The following is an 18,899-nucleotide window of genomic DNA, read 5'->3' as shown; positions in this document are numbered from 1 at the left end:
GCCGAAACTTGGGGATTAAAGCCACACTGACGTGTTTTGTGTTTAGGGTATCAATCGATTACTGAGCAGGTTTAAACGTCACTTTGTAAGCGTATTGATTGTCCGTTAACTGGAATTCCTTGTGCACACTTGGGCTCCAAGAGTCATCACCGCCAACGCCCATGTGTTTATGGTCTAGGCGCACGTAAATCTTCTCTTCTGCGACCAAATCATTGGTGTGTTTCGCTGCTGCTAAGTGTTGCTGAGCGTACTGACTCACACTGAACTGGAAGTCACCCGTGATTTCTAACTCATTCACTTTCAGCCATTGCGTACCACAGCGCAGACCGCTGTCGGTTGGGAAAATGTATGGTGTGTGCATTTGCTCAAGTGTTTGTGTGTGCTGGCCGAAGCGCGCCGCTGCCAAACGGTCAGGGTAGTTTTCAAATGGACCTAAGCCTTGCCATGTGATCGGAGCGTTTTGCTCGTTCAATGGCAGTTCAAGTTCCAAACCGATACGTGGCATTGGTGGTAAATCATCAGCTAGCTTCACGTTGACAGCCAATGCCATCTCACCGTTATTGCTCAGGGTGTGCGTCCAAGTCGTGATCGCCTGTACTTCACCATTAAAGTGGTAAGCGAACGTCGAAGTCACTTTCACCGCATGTGCCAGAGTTTCACTGTGGCAAGCGACACATTGGCGCTCCCACTGGCCGATACCCGCCATGTCCCAACGACACATCCAAGCGTTTGGATCGACGTTGTCGATTTCGCTCACACCGATGTCGTTATCTAATGGTGCACGGAAGAAGTTATCTTGTGGTGCCGCAAGCATTTGTGCTTCACCACCGACACGCCAATCGGTCATCAAGCCAGTTTGGCTATCCCAACGCCATTGATGTTTTTCATCCACACTAGACACCAAAACGGTGTTGTCTTGCTGCGTTAGCATTGGCGCCGGTTGCGTTTCTAATGTAGGTAGAACAAGGCCTGCTGTATTGCGTAGTGACATTTGCTCAGAAGCGACTAGGTGTTCTGCGTCTGCCCAAGGCGTTGCAGCAATCAGAGTAATGTCAGTATTTAAGTGATATTGCGCTTCCGCTTTTGGCGTGAAATTAAGGGCAATCTCAATGCTTGCTTGGCTGTCTGCTTCTACGTTAAGCGCCAATGAACCCGTTTGGATGACTTTGCCATCTTCCAACAGAGACCAGTTCAATTGCTCGTTATCGGTCGTGCGGAACAAGTTCTCGTTAGTCACTAACAGTGTACATGCGTCTTTGGTTTGTTCTTGCAGTGACACAGTGATCATGCGTTGGCAGTATTTTGCTTCTTCCAACGTTGGATGAACCGTGCGATCTGGGAAGATCAAACCGTTGATGCAGAACTGACGGTCATTGATTTCATCGCCAAAGTCGCCGCCGTAAGCCCAGAAGTGTTGGCCGTTTTCATCCCATTGGCTCAAGCCTTGATCTACCCAATCCCAAATAAAGCCACCTTGTAGGCGAGGGTAATCGCGGAACGCATCCCAGTAGTCATTAAAGCTACCCAGACTGTTGCCCATCGCGTGTGCGTATTCACACAAAATCAGAGGACGAGTTTCGTTTGGTAACGACACCCATTTCTTGATTGCCCATTTAGGCACGGCTTCATCTTCGATGACTGTGTTCACACGCGCGTACATTGGTGCAATGATGTCGGTTGCCGTGGTGTTTGAACCGCCACCTTCGTACTGCACTGGGCGAGACGGGTCGTAGTTTTTAGACCAAGCGTACATCGCATTATGGTTGCTGCCGTGACCGGATTCGTTACCTAAAGACCAGATGATGATCGATGGGTGATTCTTATCGCGCATCACCATTTGGGTGTAGCGGCTCATGTAAGCGTGCGTCCATTGTGGATCGCTCGATAGGCGGTTCATTGGTTGCATGCCATGCGTTTCGATGTTCGCCTCATCGCACACGTACAAGCCGTATTGGTCACACAGTTCGTACCAACGAGGGTGGTTCGGGTAATGTGCTGTACGTACCGCGTTGAAGTTGTATTGTTTCATCAAGCAGATGTCACGGATCATGTCCTCTTCCGTCATCACATGACCAAGCTCTGGGTGATGTTCGTGACGGTTTACGCCACGGATCAACAAAGGCTTACCGTTTAGTTTCAATTGGCCATCGGTGATTTCGACTTTACGGAAGCCAACAGGGTACGCTTCGCTTTCTAGGTGCGTGCCGTTTTCATCCAATAGTGAAACGACTAAGCGGTAAAGGTTCGGTGTTTCCGCTGTCCATTTCTTTGGCTCGCGTACGTGCAATGTTTGGAATACTACGTCATCCCATGTGCCACGTTCGTCAATGCGACGGTTGTGCGGACGGTCGATGCGTGGCTCTGTCACGGCTTGTTCGCCATCAAACAGCTGCACTTGAATTTGGTAGGTGTCCGGCGCAGAAATCGAAGTCACAATCGACAGTGAACCATCGCGGTAACACGCGTCTAAATCCGGTGTGATGAACACATCTTCAATGCAGTGTTGTGGTTTAGACAGCAGAGTCACGTCACGGAAGATACCGCTTAGCCACCACATATCTTGGTCTTCTAGGTAGCTGCCATCACTCCAACGAATCACCATGACGGCTAGGCTGTTGTCACCCGCAACAAGGTAAGGTGTTAGGTCGAATTCAGAAGGCAGGCGGCTATCTTGACTGTAGCCAACCCAAGTGCCGTTACACCAAAGATGGAAAGCCGAGTTCACACCATCAAAGATAATGCGCTGCGTATTGGCTAAATCTTCTGCTGAAAGTGACACGCTAGTGCGGTAGCAACCCGTTGGGTTATCACTTGGTACAAACGGCGGGTTTACTTCGAATGGGTATTTCACGTTGGCGTAGATAGGCTTGTCGTAACCTTGCATTTGCCAGTTGGAAGGGACAGTAATCTCATCCCAGTCTTTGTCATTGAATTGTGACTCGATGAACTCGCCGTCAACTTGCTCTGGCGCATCAAACAGTTTGAATTTCCATTGTCCGTTCAGCGATTGACGCTGGGCTTGAATACCGTCGCGGGCATGGTCAATATCGCGGAAACTGGAAAGAGGGCTGTGAGCCTTAAGACAGTGAATGTTCACTGATTGCGGGTTTTCCCAGTCGCGTCTTTGGAGAATTTCTGAAAATGCCTTCATGGTTTTCCTACTTAACTTTTTGTTTCTAATCTTGTTTCGCTACGGAGTTTGAGCCCGTAGCGAGAGTGTCTTTGTTCTTGTTGTGAAGCGTTATTTCGCTAATTGCTTCACGAGATAATCTTTTGCTTGGGTAAAGCCTTGCTCAGCTGCTTGGTTGGCAATCGCCGCAGCTTGTTTTACGTCGTTGTCTTTGAGCGCTGCATCGATTTGAGATTGGTACAACGTCCATTCATCTTGTGCTTCAGGCGATGTGGCAGGAGTTAACTCTGCTTTTGCAGTGTCGTTGGTTTGTGTGCCCAATTCCGCCAAAAGCGTTAACACCGCGTTGTTGTCAGAGGCGCTCGCCGTGACATCAATAACGCCAAAAGGTTGGAACTGCGCTGTGAGCGGAAGCTGTTTACTGCCAATGACGTTTTGTGTTTCTGCGTAGACTTCTTCTGGGTGCTTACGAGTCAATTCGGTGCCAAGCAGTGTCGAATCTGAAGCGATGACCACGTATTTCGCGCCATTAAGTTGTGGGTTTATCGTGATCACTTGTTCAACACGTTCTAGGCCGCGCATACTCGTTGTGTGGTAGTTAAAGTCCTTTGCGGAGTATTCGGTTAGAAGCTGCCATTTCGCGTCATAAATAAGAACGTTCGCAGCAAATAGCGCATTGTTATCTACATAAGAGCGAACAAGTAGCGAGAATGGCGCGTCAGAAGTGATTTGATAGCTCATCACTGGGAGCGGTTTGGATGAAGCAGAATCTGAAGAAAGTAAAACCGCACTGCTAACACTTGGCAGATTTGCATCCATAACCACCTGCTGGTGGAAAGGAATCGATAGGGCGGTCAGAGGCAAAGCATCTAACGTTGAGCAACATTGCGGTTGGCTCAAATCGGTATTGAAGGTTTGCTCTGGTAATCCACTGCACGCGCCAAGAGACAGAGCCATGAATAGAGTTGCTAGCGGTTTTAGTTTCATCTGCGTTGTCCTTTGTGGGGTGAGCGTATTACTCACCCCGTTGGGTTCATAAATAGTAGCGGGTTTGGATTACCACCATGTTTCGACGTTAAAGCCGAAGGTGATTTCGTCGACGTTTTGTCCACCAGTGCTGCGAGCATGGCCGTAGACTTCGCCGCCACGGTTCCACTCATCGGTTTTCTCTGAGTAGGTCGCGAACAAGCGCAAAGATGGACGAGCCCAAACGCCTTTGCCTGCTTGGAACATTTGCGCCACCGTCACTTTGTACATGTCGTTGGTGCCAGCGCCGTTTTGTGCTTCCACTGATTCGTAGCCAACTTCAAGTGCGGTTGCCATGTATTCTGTCCAGCTGTACTGAGGACGAGCACCCACGCTGAACCATTTTTCACCTTCGTTGTTATCCAGGTTTTTGTCTTGGTAAGCGATGGAGTACATCACTTGGAAATCTTCATTCACGTTAAGATCGCCAGAGTTGAAAATACGCCAGCTGTAACCATCGTGCTCCACGCCTGTGTTGTATTTACGGTTTGAGCCGCCTTCAGCACTCATCAAGCCGCCCGCAAGCGCATCCGTACCGTATTGGAAAGCGAATGTGTTTGAACCATAGTTCCAAGCTTGACGGTAAAGTGCAGAAAGCATGGCGCCAGAAGTGGTGATGTCACTTTCGTCATAGCTAGAGTTTTGCGTGAACACATAGTTCAAACCGACCGTAAGATCTGCGCTGTCGCTCAGTTCAATGCCGCTCAAACGTGCGTCGATGTTGTGTAAGCTGCGGCCATCTGCGCTAGAGTTTGGCGCCATCCATGCGATGTGACCTTTAGCAAAACCAAGATCCCAGTTTTCAATACCGATACCTGTGCTCGATGTGTCCCAGTATTTAATGTCGATCATGTGCACTTCATGACGGCGATAAAAACGTTCGCCCGCCCAAACAGTCGCATCCGCTTGGCCTTCAAACAGACCATGACCTGCCGACCACATTTGGATCAAGCTAACGTCTCCCCAGCTTTCGCCACTACCAAGGTAAAGTGTGGTATCAAAGTACGCGTCGCCTTGTTGCCAAACGTCGGCTTTGAGGCCCGCTTCCCACCAGTTCAGTTCGTTACCCAAACGGTAGTTACCGTAACCTTGACCAGCACGAATCACATCGTTGCGTTCGCCTTTGCCACCATTGTGTTCATCGTTATCGGTGTAAATGTTGCCCCACTTGGCGTAGCCGAAGTAAGTGATGTTCTCCACTGCAGCCATACCAGCAAGCGGTGCTAGGGCGAGGGTTAACCCAAGCGCTCTTACAAGCGTCTTTTGTTTCATGAAGTGTCTCCATTCTATTTTTATGGATTTAATTTTTATTGGTTTGAGTCCTAACTCGCTGCGCAGTGTAAATAAACTCTGGAAACGTTTTCATGATGAGGTTGGCATTTTTGTCGTAATGAGGGGTTTATTACTATTTTGTGTGATTGCGATCTCTTAAATTGAGGTTTTAAGCGCGATTTTCGATTGATTTCTGACCGTGTAAGTTGGAATCGTTTACTTTGGTTGGACGGTGTTTGAGTTGGAAGATGGAAGTTTATTTTGTTTAAGGGGCTGATTTAAATGGTTTTTATCTAAGGGGGAGTTGTCAGGAAGAAGAGGAAAGAGAGCCCAATTGAAATCAACTGGGCATGTGAGACAAGGAAGTATATACAACAAGTGGTTCGCGGGCGCACTGCACACGAGCATTTGCGGTATCGTCAAACTGGGATTTTGAGTTAGGACCCAAGAGAGACACTTCATAAAGAATCTCGAAGCCTCAAGAATACGGTTGTCGGTTAACCACTTCAAGAGGTGAGGCGTTCAACTGAGCGGTCTGTAACCTTATTTATGGTTTTGTTGTTGTAAGGTAATGAATTAAATAACGAAAATTTCTTTATAAATCAGTTTGGTATTCGAGTTTACGTGCAGTGCTTTAAAGAACTCGGTCACCAAAGAATCTGAGATTTTTGGAGCTGATCGTAGCGTAATATAAGAAGGAATAAGGCGTAGCGGGTGATGGCACAAGTTTGAAAAATTAACTGTAAACGTTTCCATGATTTTGGTGTGGCTCACAGATTCTTTTGTTTTTTTCATTATGATGCAGCGTAATTTCCAGTTTCAAGGTAAGACAAGATGACGGACAAAACACTGATTGAGCTAACCGGTCAGCAAACTCAATTGATTGTAGAGTTGGGCGAATATGCAGAGATTCTGCATTGGGGACAAAAAGTAAGTGGTGACCTTAGTGGTTTCCGCATGGCTTTACATCGTCCCGTGCCATACGGTCGTTTGGACAGCGACGTATCCATGACTCTACACCCAGAGCTTGGTCGTGGCGTTTTCAGCAGCCCTGGTGTGGAAGGGCATCGCGATGGTCAAGATTGGGCTCCAGTGTTTGTCATCTCCCATATTGAACAACAGCAAGACAGTATTGTGATTGAGAGCGAAGATGCAATCGCAGGCCTTCGTTTACAAACCGAACTTAAGCTTGATAGCAACGATGTAGTGAAAACGCGTCATACGCTCACCAACAAAAAAGCAGGCGTTTATCATGTGAACCGTCTTGCCAATACGTTGCCTTTGCCAGCTCGTGCTAATGAGTTGATGACTTACTACGGCCGTTGGGTTCATGAGTTCCAAACGGTGCGCCAGCCATTGCTACAAGGTGGCTACCAACAAGAAAACCGTCGTGGACGTACTTCTCATGAGCATTATCCTGCGCTTGTTGCTGGTACGACTCACTTTGATGAAATGAATGGCGATGTGTGGGGCTTCCATTTCGCATGGAGTGGTAACCACAGATTACGTGTAGATGTGAAAGCCGATGGCCGCCGTTACATGCAAGCTGAAGTCATTTATTTACCTGGTGAAGTAGCACTAAAAGAAGGTGAGAGCATTACAACGCCTTGGCTGTACGCGAGCCACAGTAATTGTGGTTTGAATGGTATGAGCCATCACTTCCACTCTCATGTACGCGAAATGATTTTGCCGAGTGATTTCACGGACAAACCTCGCCCGATCCACCTCAACACGTGGGAAGGCATCTACTTCGACCACGATCCAGAATACATCATGTCGATGGCAACTCAGTCGGCAGAGATGGGTGTAGAACGCTTTATCATTGATGATGGCTGGTTCAAAGGGCGTAACGGTGACAAGGCAGGGCTAGGGGATTGGTTCCTGTGTGAAGCCAAGTACCCAAATGGCTTGCACCCGATTGTGGAACACGTAAATAAATTGGGTATGGAATTTGGCTTGTGGTTTGAGCCAGAGATGATCAACAAAGATTCCGAATTGTTCCGTACGCATCCTGATTGGTTGCTGGCTGTAAACGGTTACGATCAGCCAACCGGTCGCAACCAATACGTGATTAACCTGCAAAACGATGATGCGTTTAACTTCTTGTTTGAGCGATTGGATCATTTCCTCTCGACTTACAATATCGCTTACATCAAGTGGGATATGAACCGTGAAGTGGTTCAGCCTGCGCACTTAGGTCAGGCTGCGGCGCACAATCAAACCCAACGTTACTACCAGTTAGTTGATAAAGTTCGTGAAAAGCACCCGAAAGTGGAGATTGAATCTTGCGCGGCAGGTGGTGGTCGTATTGATTTTGAGGTTCTGAAACGTACGCATCGATTCTGGGCTTCAGACAATAACGATGCACTTGAGCGCCAAACCATTCAACGCGGTATGAGTTACTTCTTCCCGCCGGAAGTGATGGGCAGCCATATTGGTGCTAGCCACTGTCATAGCACGCGCCGTCGTCACAGTATCGAGTTCCGTGGGCTTACAGCGCTGTTCGGTCATATGGGGATTGAGCTTGACCCAGTGAAAGAAGAACAAACGGAAAAAGAAGGTTTTGAGCGCTACATCAAGCTGCACAAGATGCTGCGCCCATTGCTACACAGCGGCAGAACTTGGCGAATCCCAACGGACGATAAAGCACATCAAATTCATGCGGTTGTCTCAAACGATCAATCGGAAGCCGTGGTGATGATTGCTCAGCTCGCGATGCCAACGAACTCTTTAAGTGGGCATTTGCGTGTACCGGGCTTGGATCCACAAGCGACATATCGAGTGACGGTACTGGACAAACCGTCTAACTACGATGACATCGTGAATTACCAACCGCCTTGGACTGAATCCGGTTGTGAGCTATCTGGCGCATGGTGTGAAGAGGTTGGCTTAACCATGCCAATCCTTGACGCGGAAAGTGCCATGTTGGTGAAGTTCGAACGTATTCACTGAGCCTTATCTATTTAGAACCTTGCCTATTTAGAGTCATAGTTATTTAGACGATTTCATCATTTCTCATTGATTTTCTATCGCCGTACAGACATCAAGTTTGTACGGCTTTTTGCGTTGGTTTTAATTGGCCGCTTTGAAATCGTTCTCACGCTTAATGAGCGTAAAGTGTTGATAAAATGACGTAAATAACACGATCTCCTCGCATTAATAGGTCTAAATATTGTTCGATGTCTCATTTTGAAAACTTGCCTGTAAACGTTTCCATAAAGCGGTTTTTGATCACAGTAAGGCATTCAGTGTGTGAGTAGCATTAGCATCGAAATATAAATAAAAGACGTCGACGTTATGAATTCTAGTTAGGGGAATGAATAGCAGTACGACACTAAGGAACTATTATGTCTGATAAAATTACGCTACAAACCAAGCTGTCCTACGGCCTTGGCGCACTCGGTAAAGATTTTGCCTGTGCACCTATCTACATCTTCTTAATGTTCTACTTCACTGACGTAGCCGGCTTGTCTGCTGCTTTCGTTGGTACTATCTTCTTAGCCGCTCGTGTTATCGATGCCATCACTGACCCAATGATGGGAGTGATTGTTGACAACACGCGCTCAAAATTCGGTAAATTCCGTCCTTGGATTGTGATTGGTACGCTTTTAAACGCAGTAGTGCTGGTCGGCCTTTTCAGTACTCACATGTTTGAAGGCACTACGCTTTACATCTACGCAGCGGCGGCATACATCCTTTGGGGCCTAACGTACACCATTATGGATATCCCATACTGGTCAATGATTCCAGCGCTATCAAGCTCTCGCCAAGAACGTGAAAAGCTTGTGGTATGGCCACGTTTGTTCGCGAGCCTTGCATGGTTCATTACTGGTACTTACGGTCTGCACATTGTGGGCGAGTTAGGTAACGGCAACCAAGGCGACGGTTTCTTCAATGTTGCGATGCTGATTGCGGTTCTGTTTGTGATGAGCGCATTCTTAATTGCTCGTAACGTAAAAGAGAAAGCGGCACCAGCTAACGCAAAACCAGCAGAGAAATTCAGCTTCAAAGACGTTTTGACTATCATCGGTAAAAACGACCAGCTTAAAGCGCTAATCGGCACGGTTCTGTCTTTCCAAATTGCGAACCTATTGGTTGGTGGCTTTGCGATTTACTACTTCTCTTACGCACTGGGTAACGCAGAGCTATTCCCAGTTTACATGGCGGTCGCAGGTGCGGCAGAAGTCGCGGGTGTGTTCTTATTCCCACGTCTTGCGGCATTCCTTCCACGTAAGCTTCTATGGCCTATCGCGTGTGGCTTCCCAATTCTGTCTTGTGTACTTCTACTGTTGATGGGCTTTATCGCTCCAGCTAACGCGCTAATGATTGGTATGGCGGGTGCAGCAATTAAGTTTGGCGTGGGTATTGCGAACGCGCTGCAAACTGTAATGCTGGCTGACGTTGTGGACTACGGTGAGCACAAAACAGGTCGTCGTAGCGAGAGCGTTATCTTCTCAGTACAAACCATGCTTGTGAAGTTCGCGGGCGCAGCAGGTGGCTTCATTGTGGGTGTTGGTCTGTCTGTTGTGGGTTACGTACCAAACGTAGAGCAATCAGCAAGCACCATTATGGGCTTAGAATTTATGATGATTGGTCTGCCTGCCATCATGATGACCATCAGTGGCGTGATTTACCAACGTTACTACCATCTACACGAAGGCTTCAACAAAGAAGAAGCTGAGCAACAAACTCAAGTTGAAAGCGTTCCAGCACAAGCATAATCGTTACGTTTTCACTTAAGTACCCCAACTCAATTTAGTCACTAAGATAAAGCGCCTCCCGATGGAGGCGTTTTTGTTTGCTTCGATAAAATTTCGTGATTGGCTTAAATTCAATTTTTAGACAATAATTTCAGTTGGTTAAAGGATTAAGGCGCTTGGATTACTCCAAGCTGAAACGATGAAGAAACGTAAACGGATTTCGTTAAGGACAGTGCTAGGGTTGATGTTTGTCTTCTGTACCTTAGTGACAGCAGGTGTGGCGATTACTTTGCAATACCATTTTGCAAGGAAAACTGAGCTGCAACACACCCTCACCCGATATCAAACCATCGCGACAGGTGTATCGAGTCATTTATCTAATCTACAAAATTTAGCTGAGAACGTGGCACGAAGCGGCGCGCAGCTAGTGTCGCTCATCGGGGTAGATACGCCCGAAGAGAGCATCATTATCCCTTTGTCTAAATTGTTGGTAAGAGAACCCGGCATTCATAGTATTTTTGTTGCCAAAGCGAACAACGACTTCTTCCAGTTGATCAACCTTTCCTCAGAGGAAATTCGTTCACGCATAGGTGCTCAACCAGGGGACAAGTGGTTGTTGATCGCGCACAGCGGGGAGAAGCGAGATCGCCGTAAGGTAAGTATTTACTATGATGAAAACTTTGTATCACGCCATGTTTTAGATGAGTTTAGTAACTTCATCCCGACTCAACGCAGCTGGTTTGAAAATGCTGACCATGATGACATTTACAATACTTCTCCATATTTGTTCAACACTCTAAAAGTATCTGGGGAAACCTTTTCCATTAAGGTGCCAGAATCCGATACTGTGGTGGGTGTGGACATTCTTCTCTCCTCGTTAGAGGCGCAACTCACCAACCGTTTTGTCGAAAACAAGAAAGCGCCAGAAGCGGAGGCGTTTATTTATCAAGCCAATGGCCGATTGATTGCAACTAACAAGATGGTCGACATCGAAGATCGCTTACCTTTGGTCTCTCCGGTGAACTTAACTGATGAGCAACGAGCACTGGTCGCCCAAACGCCAGAATTGAAAGTGTCGAACCAAAATAATTGGGCTCCGCTTGATTACACCGTTGGCGGTCGCCCAAATGGCTTCTCGATTGATTTGTTCAAGATGATTTCTGAAATGACCGGCTTAAAGTTTAAGTTTGTGAACGGTCGACGTTGGAATGAGCTCGTCAACGATTTTAAAAATGGCAATATCGACATTCTTCAATCGATTGCCGACCAAGATGACCTTTCGAGCATCGGTGTCGTCGGTGAACCTCTTTATCACGCAAAGTTTGCTTTGCTCACCACAGAAGAGAACAAGCACATCAATACCTTAGAGCAAGTGAAGAACGAAAGAATTGGCTTGCTGAAAGGGTGGAGCATTCAAGATGACTTGTTAGAAGCTTACCCACAAATGACCATCGTCAATTACGCTTCTTTGCACGATGCGATCGACGGGGTATTGAATGGTGACATCGTCGCTGTGCTCGACATCCGTCAAATATTGGCCAACAAAATACGCGAAACATTTCGTCAGAACTTAGCCATCACTTTGGTTAAGGATTCAAACCTCTCCAACGCGTTTTACTACTTGGCGAATGAGGAACAAAGACCTTTAGTTGAGATCATTAACCGCGCTATTGACGCGATTACGCCAGAGCAAAGAAAAGAGCTGCGTGAAAAATGGTTTGAGGGTAAGGCAGCAGTGTCGACCTATACCTTTACGCCATACGAAGAGCTGGTCAAATTTGCCAAAGATCCTAAGTTCATCAATTCCGTTCAACTAGTGACGCTCAATGGGAAAGACAAGTATGTTTTTGTCTCCAAACTCACTCATAAGGAAGAGCGTTACTTTGCTGTCGTGATTCCACAGTCTTACGTCATGTCAGGCGTAAATGAAGTGACGCTATATGCTGTGGGCGCATCGTTGTTTGTTCTTGCACTACTCATTCCCGTCGCGTGGGAAATGGCAAAACCGATCTCAGACCCCATCAATGCATTGAGAAAGCAAGTCAGGTTTGTACGTGATCGCGAATACGACAAAGTGCAGCGTGTGCATTCTCGCATTGAAGAAATTCATCAACTTAGTCTTTCGCTGATGCGAGGCAGCAACTCGCTTAAGCAGTTTGAACAAAGGCAAAATGAGTTTTTTGATTCCGTGATTCAACTTATCGCACGCGCCATCGATGAAAAGTCACATTATACGGCAGGTCACTGTAACCGTGTGCCGGAGATTGCGTTGATGCTTGCGGACGAAGCAGAGAAATCTGACCAAGGCGTGTTTGGAGCTTTTGAGTTTGCCAATGACGAGGAGCGCCGTGAATTCCGTATTGCCGCTTGGCTTCATGATTGCGGTAAGATCGCCACGCCGGAATACGTGGTCGATAAAGGCAGTAAACTAGAAACTAACTACAATCGAATTCACGAAGTTCGCATGCGCTTTGAGGTGCTGTGGCGAGATGCGCAGATTCAATATCTACTCAAAAAACTAAAAGCTATGGGTGTCGATGAACAACCTGAGCAAGCACTTGAACAAGAATTTGCTGCGCTGAAAGAAGAGTTCGAATTTGTCGCCAGTGCGAACGTGGGGGCGGAGTTTATGTCGGATCAAGGCATCGAACGTTTACACAAGTTGGCTGAGAAAGAGTGGACGCGTTACTTCGATTGCGGGCTTGGCTTATCGCCATTAGAAGAAACACGCTATCAACCACAACCAACGCCAGCAACGGAGAAGCTGCTTTCTGACCGTCCTGAGCATGTGATTGAGCGTGAGCAGCCGTTTGATCTTGACCCTGAGTTTGGCATTAATATGACGGTGCCAGAGAAGCTTTACAACCATGGTGAACTTTATAACTTGGCGGTGCAGCGCGGTACGTTATCAGCAGAAGAGCGCTTTAAGATTAATGAGCACATGATCAGCGGCATTAAGATGCTAGAGAGCATCCCATTCCCGCCAGAGTTAGAACGTGTACCTCGTTATGCTACGACTCACCACGAGGCGATGGAAGGGTTTGGTTATCCACGTGGATTGATGGGCGAAGACCTGTCGATTCCGGAGCGTATTCTTGCGGTTGCTGACATCTTTGAAGCATTAACCGCGGCCGATCGACCTTACAAGAAAGCCAAATCCTTGAATGAGGCAATCAGCATTATGTCGAAAATGGCACTCGGTGGTCACATTGATAAAGACGTATTTAAGCTGCTGTTAACAAGTGGCACTTACCTAAGTTACGCCAAGCGCTATTTACCGGATGAGCTTATCGATGATGTCGATATAGAGAGCTATTTAGAAAAGTTATCTTAGCCTTCAATCCAGCTTGAAAAATGTGCGTAAGAGCTTCGGTTCTTACGCACTTTTTTATGCGCCAAACTTAAACATCAAAGTCTTGTGCAAATTTGGTTTTGACGAAATCGATGAAGGTGCGCAGGCGCTTAGGTTGGTAGCGATCACGGTGGTAAATCGCTGATAGCGGCACCGACGGAATTTCCCATTCCGGCATTACTTTAACCAGTTTGCCTTGTTCGACCTCGTCATCACAATAACTGAGAGGGACACGGATGATGCCGTTATCGAATAGCGCGCCCATTACCAGTGCACGTCCGTTTTTACAGCGTAGATTACCTTTCACGATGACATCGCTGTGCTCTTGTGGGTTAGCCACGTTACGGTAACTCCAGCGAGTGACTGAGCCTGTCAGAGTACGATGCTTCGCCAGTTCTTTTGGCGTGACAGGTTCGCCGTACGTTTTGAGATAGTTCGGACTTGCAAGCGTAACCATATCGATCATCATCAATTTGCGTGCGACGAATCCTGCGTCTTCCAACTCGCCCATGCGAATCGCGACATCGAATTGGTCTTCAATCAAATCAATACGTGGTGAAGAGAAATCCAAATCTACGGTGATGTTCGGATATTCCAACATGAACTCATTGACGTATTTAGCAATGATGTCTTCACCGATGTAGCCACCCACACAGTTCACTCTAATCAAGCCGCGCACTTCTTGAGTATCGTCAACAGCAGCGATTAACGCTTGGTCGATGTCGTGCAGCGCTTTTTCGCACTCTTGATAGAAATGCTCGCCAGCGTGAGTGAGGCGTAATGTTCTCGTGGTGCGAGTCAGTAAGGTCACACCCATTTGTGCTTCAAGTCCACTGATTTGGCGAGACACATGAGACCGAGAGACGGAAAGCGCTTCTGCCGCTTTGGTGAAGTTACCCAGTTGAGCGATCAAAACGAAGGAGCGAATATCAGCAAGATTAACTTTATTGAGCATGTTGAATTATTTACAGAAACGGTAGTCATAAGACTATCACAGTTAGTTACGAAAACGCGCTGTTCAAAAAATCATACTACTTGAGGTTTATATTAACTTGCGTATGATTTCCCGCGTTTCCACATTTATCGAAGTTAGAATGCACTCATCCACTCTACAATCTGCCGCGTCCCGACAACAGGGAAAATGGTTCCTAGCACTAATCGGCTGGGTGATTGTTGTGTGCTTGATGAAAAATTCTGGCTTGATGTTCAGTTGTGCTATGCAATATGACTCTAGCCCTACCTCTGTGCTCATTGGCGATGAAGTTAAAATCGTAAAAGCAGAAAAAGGACATGATACGAGTAAATGTGAATTGTCTGAAAAGCTGATTCAATTTGCTCAGCAGCAACTGGAAACCTTGGTCGTTGTATTATTTGTTGGCATTTTCGCGCTTGTCGTGTGGCGCTGTTGTGCGTTCGCCAGCAAAAGACAATGGACCGAACCGATAGTCCAAAAGTATCGAGTCCATCTCACCCTGTGTGTATTCCGCGAATGACAAGTGATTTCTGACGAGTTTCGTATCGTCAGTTTTTCTCTACACTTGTTTTTAACTAGGAATAACTATGAACCACATGAAAAAAACGACTCAAGCCGCGTTGATGCTTATCATGACGCTGGCACTGAGCTTATTCTCGCTAATTACCCAAGCACAAACGACAGACACGGGATGGTTGACCAACCCTCAGCATCCACCTGTGCAAACACGCTTTGTCCTTACTGGCCAACACGATCCTAAAGCAAAAACGCTGACGGGATATCTCGATGTCAAATTGAGCGGCGACTGGAAAACCTACTGGCGTTCGCCGGGCGAGGGCGGTGTTGCGCCATCCATTGATTGGGAAAAATCACAAAACCTAACTAAGGTGGATTGGCAGTGGCCATATCCGCAGAAATATGAACTGCTTGGTATTGAAACGCTGGGTTACAAAGGCGACACGCTTTTCCCGATGACCTTGCACGTTGAAGATATGACTAAACCTGTGACGATTGATGCGACATTGACGCTTTCTTCGTGCACAACGATTTGTGTCCTGACGGATTACCATATTCAATTGTCCTTCATGCCTTCTGACTTACAAGTCGATGAAGGTGTGATGTTCAGCTATGCGCAAGCGGTGAGCAGTGTGCCTCAAGCTTCGCCATTTATTGATGTGACAGAAGCAAACTGGGATGCAAACCAATCTAAACTACAAATCAAACTGACCAATTCACAAGGTTGGCAAAAACCAGAGGTGCTGGTTGATGGTGTTGATGAAAGCACCAGCGATTACAGTTTCAAACTGCTTGGGCTGCACCAAGAAGGCAATACCCTGACAGCAAACTACAAAGTAAACACGTGGCTGGGTGATGTGGAACTGGATAACCAATCGGTTTTCGTTTCAATTAAAGATAGCAACTTGCTAGCAGAAGAAGTGGCACCTGTTAAAACAGGATTGATCACAGAGACGTTGCCAAGTACATCACTGGTGAGCATCTTCCTATTTGCGTTGCTCGGTGGCTTGATTCTCAACATCATGCCTTGTGTGTTACCGGTTCTGGGCATGAAGCTAAGTAGTATTGTTGCCGCGCAGGGGGTAGAACGCCGCCAAATTCGCACGCAATTCATCGCGTCTTCATTAGGTATTTTGACTTCGTTCTGGATCTTAGCTGGCTTTATCTTGGTGCTTAAGCTTACAGGCAGCGCTATCGGCTGGGGCGTTCAATTCCAAAGCCCTTGGTTCCTTGGTGTGATGGTTTTAGTTACTGCACTGTTCGGTGCCAATATGTTGGGCTTGTTTGAGATTCGTCTTTCTTCAGGTACCAATACTTGGTTGGCGTCAAAAGGCGATAACTCGTTAGTGGGGCATTACGTTCAAGGCATGTTTGCGACACTACTAGCTACGCCTTGCTCTGCACCTTTCCTTGGCACAGCGGTGGCTTTCGCATTGGGTGCTGATGTCATCACGTTATTCGCAGTCTTTACCGCACTTGCGATTGGTATGGCGCTGCCATGGATTTTAGTGGCGATCTTCCCAGGTATTGCCTTAAAACTGCCAAAACCGGGTCAGTGGATGAATGTCGTAAAAATCGTCTTTGGCATCATGATGCTGGCAACTAGCGTTTGGTTGTTGTCATTGATGGCAAACCACTTACCAATCTTCTGGGTTATCTTGATTGGCTTGGTAGCATTTATCGCGGTCATGGCACGTGTGAAGCATATTTATGGCAACAAAGCGTTAGCTATCTCAGGCAGCGCCTCTTTGATTCTGATCGCTGGTGGTTTGGTGTTAGGCAGTGTGACTGCAAATCATTGGGCTACGCCATTGCCAGAAGATTTGGCTTGGGAAAAACTCTCTAACGAAGCCATCACTGAGCACGTGAAAAATGGTCGTGTGGTATTTGTCGATGTGACGGCAGATTGGTGTGTGACCTGTAAAGCCAACAAGATTGGTGTGATCTGGCAAGATCCGGTTTATTCACTGTTGCAAAGTCCGAACGTGGCGACACTGAAAGGCGATTGGACACATCCGAACGGCTCAGTGACCGACTTCCTACGTGCACACGGTCGCTTTGGTGTGCCATTTAACATCGTATATGGACCAGCAGCGCCAGAGGGTATTCCTTTGCCTGTGATTCTGACTGACGATGTTGTGGTGAAAGCAATCGAACAAGCAAGTGGAGGCACGATTAAGTGAACACAGTAAAAAAGCGTAAATCGCTGAAATACTGGCTTAGTCAAGCGTTGCAAATGGTGCTTATGGTGACCGTGATTTCGGTCGCCATGGATTGGTATCGCACCAAAGACATTCCTAAAGAGCAAGCGCCGCCGCTAAGCGTAGTCATGGCTGATGGTGAATATATGGACGTGATCGCCAAAAGTCATGAAGAGCCCGTTGTGGTCTACTTTTGGGCAACCTGGTGTCCGGCATGTAAGTTTGTTAGCCCAAGCGTGAGTTGGCTGAGTGATTACTATGAAGTCGTCACTGTGTCAGGTGCGTCAGGTCCGCAAGAACGGGTAGACCAATTCATGCAGGCGAAAGGTTACCAGTTCAACAACATCAACGATCCGAAAAGCAGCATTATGCAAGAATGGAGCATCAGTGTGACGCCCACTATCTATGTATTAAAAGATGGAGAGGTGAGCTCAATCACCACAGGAGTCACAACGCCAATTGGCATTCTGGCAAGGATCTGGATGGCATAAACTAATGTGTAACACGTCGACCTTTTTCACGCTTTTACAATGACATAAGTGTGTAGGTGAATATGGCGTGCTACATTGGCAGCGTTCAACGATCAAGGAGGAATCATGGACGTTGCCACAATGTATGATGAAGTATCTGAGCGGTATCAGAAATTAATCGAAGACAGCCAATATGTTGGTCCGCGTTGGATAGATGGGAAGCTAAAAACGCTTAATCTCCAACAAGTTTCTGCTCTTGATTTGGCTTGTGCCACAGGCAGCATCGGGGAAGTCATCAAAACTCATTACCCAGAAGTTACTCTGCACGGCTTAGATATCTCATCCAAAATGGTCGATAAAGCACGCGAGACAAACCTCTATCAAAGTGTCAACGTTCATAATCTCGACCAACCTTTCTCTCCGATTTTCAATCAAACCTTCGACATCATAACCGCGCTTGGTTTCACGGAGTTTCTTGCCAAACCCCAGTCGCTACTTCAATGCATTGCTAACAAGCTCAATGCTGACGGGCGCTGTTTTATCAGTTTCCAATGTCACGACCCAGATGGAAAAGACCTGCCAAGAAATACCTACAGTGGCGCGGTTGTACATACCGCTTACACCGAGAGCGAAGTCCGTGAATTCAGCCAAAACGCAGGGCTTGAAGTCGTATCACTAGAAAACCTCGTTGGTTACACATCAGGTGCTGGCTATGTATGTCGTTACCTGCTCTTAGAGCTAAGAAAGCAAAGTTAATTAACTGTCATGGAGAGCAACATGCAAGGATATCGTATTAGCACCGCCTTTGAAGATATGGATCTTGATTGCATCCATCAGTTCATTTCACAGAGCTATTGGGCGAAAGGAGTGCCAAGGGACACGCTAGATAAAGCAATACGAAACTCCTTTTGCTTTGGTGTGTTTACCGAGTCGAATCAGCAAATCGCGTTTGCTCGCCTTATTACTGACAAAGCCACCTTTGCTTATCTCGCCGATGTTTTCGTGCTCCCTGATTACTGCGGCAATGGCATTAGTAAGTGGTTGGTTTCTGAAATTGTGTCCCACCCAGATCTTCAAGGTCTACGCAGAATGATTCTTGCGACGCGCGATGCACACGGCCTTTATGAACAGTGCGGCTTTAAGCCTATTGAGCCTGTCGAGAACTTTATGCAGATATGGCAACCTGATGTTTATCAAGACAAGATAGGTTGATTCAACAGATAAGTTGCTAATTATCTTCTATATTGAATTCATGGATT

12 protein-coding genes are annotated in these 18,899 nt (G+C 46.9%); 8 read left to right on the top strand and 4 right to left on the bottom strand.

Features of this window, described 5'->3' with window-relative positions:
* Positions 1–58: 58 nt before the first annotated feature.
* The 3 genes from L1076_RS06120 to L1076_RS06110 all read right to left on the bottom strand — a co-directional run bounded on the left by L1076_RS06120 (position 59) and on the right by L1076_RS06110 (position 5,428).
* Positions 59–3,151: a beta-galactosidase gene (locus tag L1076_RS06120; protein WP_237303374.1), complete on the bottom strand. Its 3,093-nt coding sequence runs from the start codon at positions 3,149–3,151 to the stop codon at positions 59–61.
* 90 nt (positions 3,152–3,241) lie between these two features.
* Positions 3,242–4,117 carry a MalM family protein gene (locus L1076_RS06115; protein WP_237303373.1) on the bottom strand — a complete coding sequence of 292 codons (876 nt, stop codon included), beginning with the start codon at positions 4,115–4,117 and terminating at the stop codon, positions 3,242–3,244.
* A gap of 69 nt (positions 4,118–4,186) precedes the next feature.
* A complete protein-coding gene (locus L1076_RS06110; protein ID WP_005438917.1) occupies positions 4,187–5,428 on the bottom strand; it encodes a carbohydrate porin in 1,242 nt (413 codons plus the stop codon).
* 834 nt (positions 5,429–6,262) lie between these two features.
* On the opposite strand from L1076_RS06110, the gene L1076_RS06105 reads away from it, so the two are divergent.
* The 3 genes from L1076_RS06105 to L1076_RS06095 all read left to right on the top strand — a co-directional run bounded on the left by L1076_RS06105 (position 6,263) and on the right by L1076_RS06095 (position 13,462).
* Positions 6,263–8,380: an alpha-galactosidase gene (locus L1076_RS06105; RefSeq protein ID WP_237303372.1), complete on the top strand. Its 2,118-nt coding sequence runs from the start codon at positions 6,263–6,265 to the stop codon at positions 8,378–8,380.
* Between the two features lie 395 nt (positions 8,381–8,775).
* Complete coding sequence (gene melB, locus L1076_RS06100; protein ID WP_038870574.1) at positions 8,776–10,149, top strand: melibiose:sodium transporter MelB; 1,374 nt, start codon at positions 8,776–8,778, stop codon at positions 10,147–10,149.
* Between the two features lie 178 nt (positions 10,150–10,327).
* Positions 10,328–13,462, top strand: coding sequence for an HD domain-containing phosphohydrolase (locus L1076_RS06095; RefSeq protein WP_237303371.1), 3,135 nt, complete (start codon positions 10,328–10,330; stop codon positions 13,460–13,462).
* A 67-nt stretch (positions 13,463–13,529) separates the two neighbouring features.
* Here the strand turns inward: L1076_RS06095 and L1076_RS06090 are convergent, their stop codons facing one another.
* Positions 13,530–14,435, bottom strand: coding sequence for a LysR family transcriptional regulator (locus tag L1076_RS06090; RefSeq protein WP_039975308.1), 906 nt, complete (start codon positions 14,433–14,435; stop codon positions 13,530–13,532).
* A 139-nt stretch (positions 14,436–14,574) separates the two neighbouring features.
* On the opposite strand from L1076_RS06090, the gene L1076_RS06085 reads away from it, so the two are divergent.
* The 5 genes from L1076_RS06085 to L1076_RS06065 all read left to right on the top strand — a co-directional run bounded on the left by L1076_RS06085 (position 14,575) and on the right by L1076_RS06065 (position 18,852).
* Positions 14,575–14,973, top strand: coding sequence for a hypothetical protein (locus tag L1076_RS06085; protein WP_237303370.1), 399 nt, complete (start codon positions 14,575–14,577; stop codon positions 14,971–14,973).
* 67 nt (positions 14,974–15,040) lie between these two features.
* Positions 15,041–17,152 carry a protein-disulfide reductase DsbD domain-containing protein gene (locus L1076_RS06080; RefSeq protein WP_237303369.1) on the top strand — a complete coding sequence of 704 codons (2,112 nt, stop codon included), beginning with the start codon at positions 15,041–15,043 and terminating at the stop codon, positions 17,150–17,152.
* A complete protein-coding gene (locus L1076_RS06075; protein ID WP_039975310.1) occupies positions 17,149–17,661 on the top strand; it encodes a protein disulfide oxidoreductase in 513 nt (170 codons plus the stop codon). The genes L1076_RS06080 and L1076_RS06075 overlap by 4 nt, the downstream gene beginning before the upstream one ends.
* 105 nt (positions 17,662–17,766) lie before the next feature.
* Positions 17,767–18,396: a class I SAM-dependent methyltransferase gene (locus tag L1076_RS06070; RefSeq protein ID WP_237303368.1), complete on the top strand. Its 630-nt coding sequence runs from the start codon at positions 17,767–17,769 to the stop codon at positions 18,394–18,396.
* Positions 18,397–18,417: 21 nt separating this feature from the next.
* A complete protein-coding gene (locus L1076_RS06065; RefSeq protein WP_237303367.1) occupies positions 18,418–18,852 on the top strand; it encodes a GNAT family N-acetyltransferase in 435 nt (144 codons plus the stop codon).
* Positions 18,853–18,899: the final 47 nt, after the last annotated feature.

It is taken from the genome of Vibrio sp. MMG023, assembly GCF_021654215.1.
GTDB lineage: Bacteria > Pseudomonadota > Gammaproteobacteria > Enterobacterales > Vibrionaceae > Vibrio > Vibrio jasicida.
This window is presented reverse-complemented; position numbering and strand designations above follow the sequence as displayed.

Coding starts and splice junctions, on each gene's coding strand:
- L1076_RS06120 (WP_237303374.1), bottom strand. CDS start 3,151: ATGAAGGCATTTTCAGAAATTCTCCAAAGACGCGACTGGGAAAACCCG.
- L1076_RS06115 (WP_237303373.1), bottom strand. CDS start 4,117: ATGAAACTAAAACCGCTAGCAACTCTATTCATGGCTCTGTCTCTTGGC.
- L1076_RS06110 (WP_005438917.1), bottom strand. CDS start 5,428: ATGAAACAAAAGACGCTTGTAAGAGCGCTTGGGTTAACCCTCGCCCTA.
- L1076_RS06105 (WP_237303372.1), top strand. CDS start 6,263: ATGACGGACAAAACACTGATTGAGCTAACCGGTCAGCAAACTCAATTG.
- melB (WP_038870574.1), top strand. CDS start 8,776: ATGTCTGATAAAATTACGCTACAAACCAAGCTGTCCTACGGCCTTGGC.
- L1076_RS06095 (WP_237303371.1), top strand. CDS start 10,328: ATGAAGAAACGTAAACGGATTTCGTTAAGGACAGTGCTAGGGTTGATG.
- L1076_RS06090 (WP_039975308.1), bottom strand. CDS start 14,435: ATGCTCAATAAAGTTAATCTTGCTGATATTCGCTCCTTCGTTTTGATC.
- L1076_RS06085 (WP_237303370.1), top strand. CDS start 14,575: ATGCACTCATCCACTCTACAATCTGCCGCGTCCCGACAACAGGGAAAA.
- L1076_RS06080 (WP_237303369.1), top strand. CDS start 15,041: ATGAACCACATGAAAAAAACGACTCAAGCCGCGTTGATGCTTATCATG.
- L1076_RS06070 (WP_237303368.1), top strand. CDS start 17,767: ATGGACGTTGCCACAATGTATGATGAAGTATCTGAGCGGTATCAGAAA.
- L1076_RS06065 (WP_237303367.1), top strand. CDS start 18,418: ATGCAAGGATATCGTATTAGCACCGCCTTTGAAGATATGGATCTTGAT.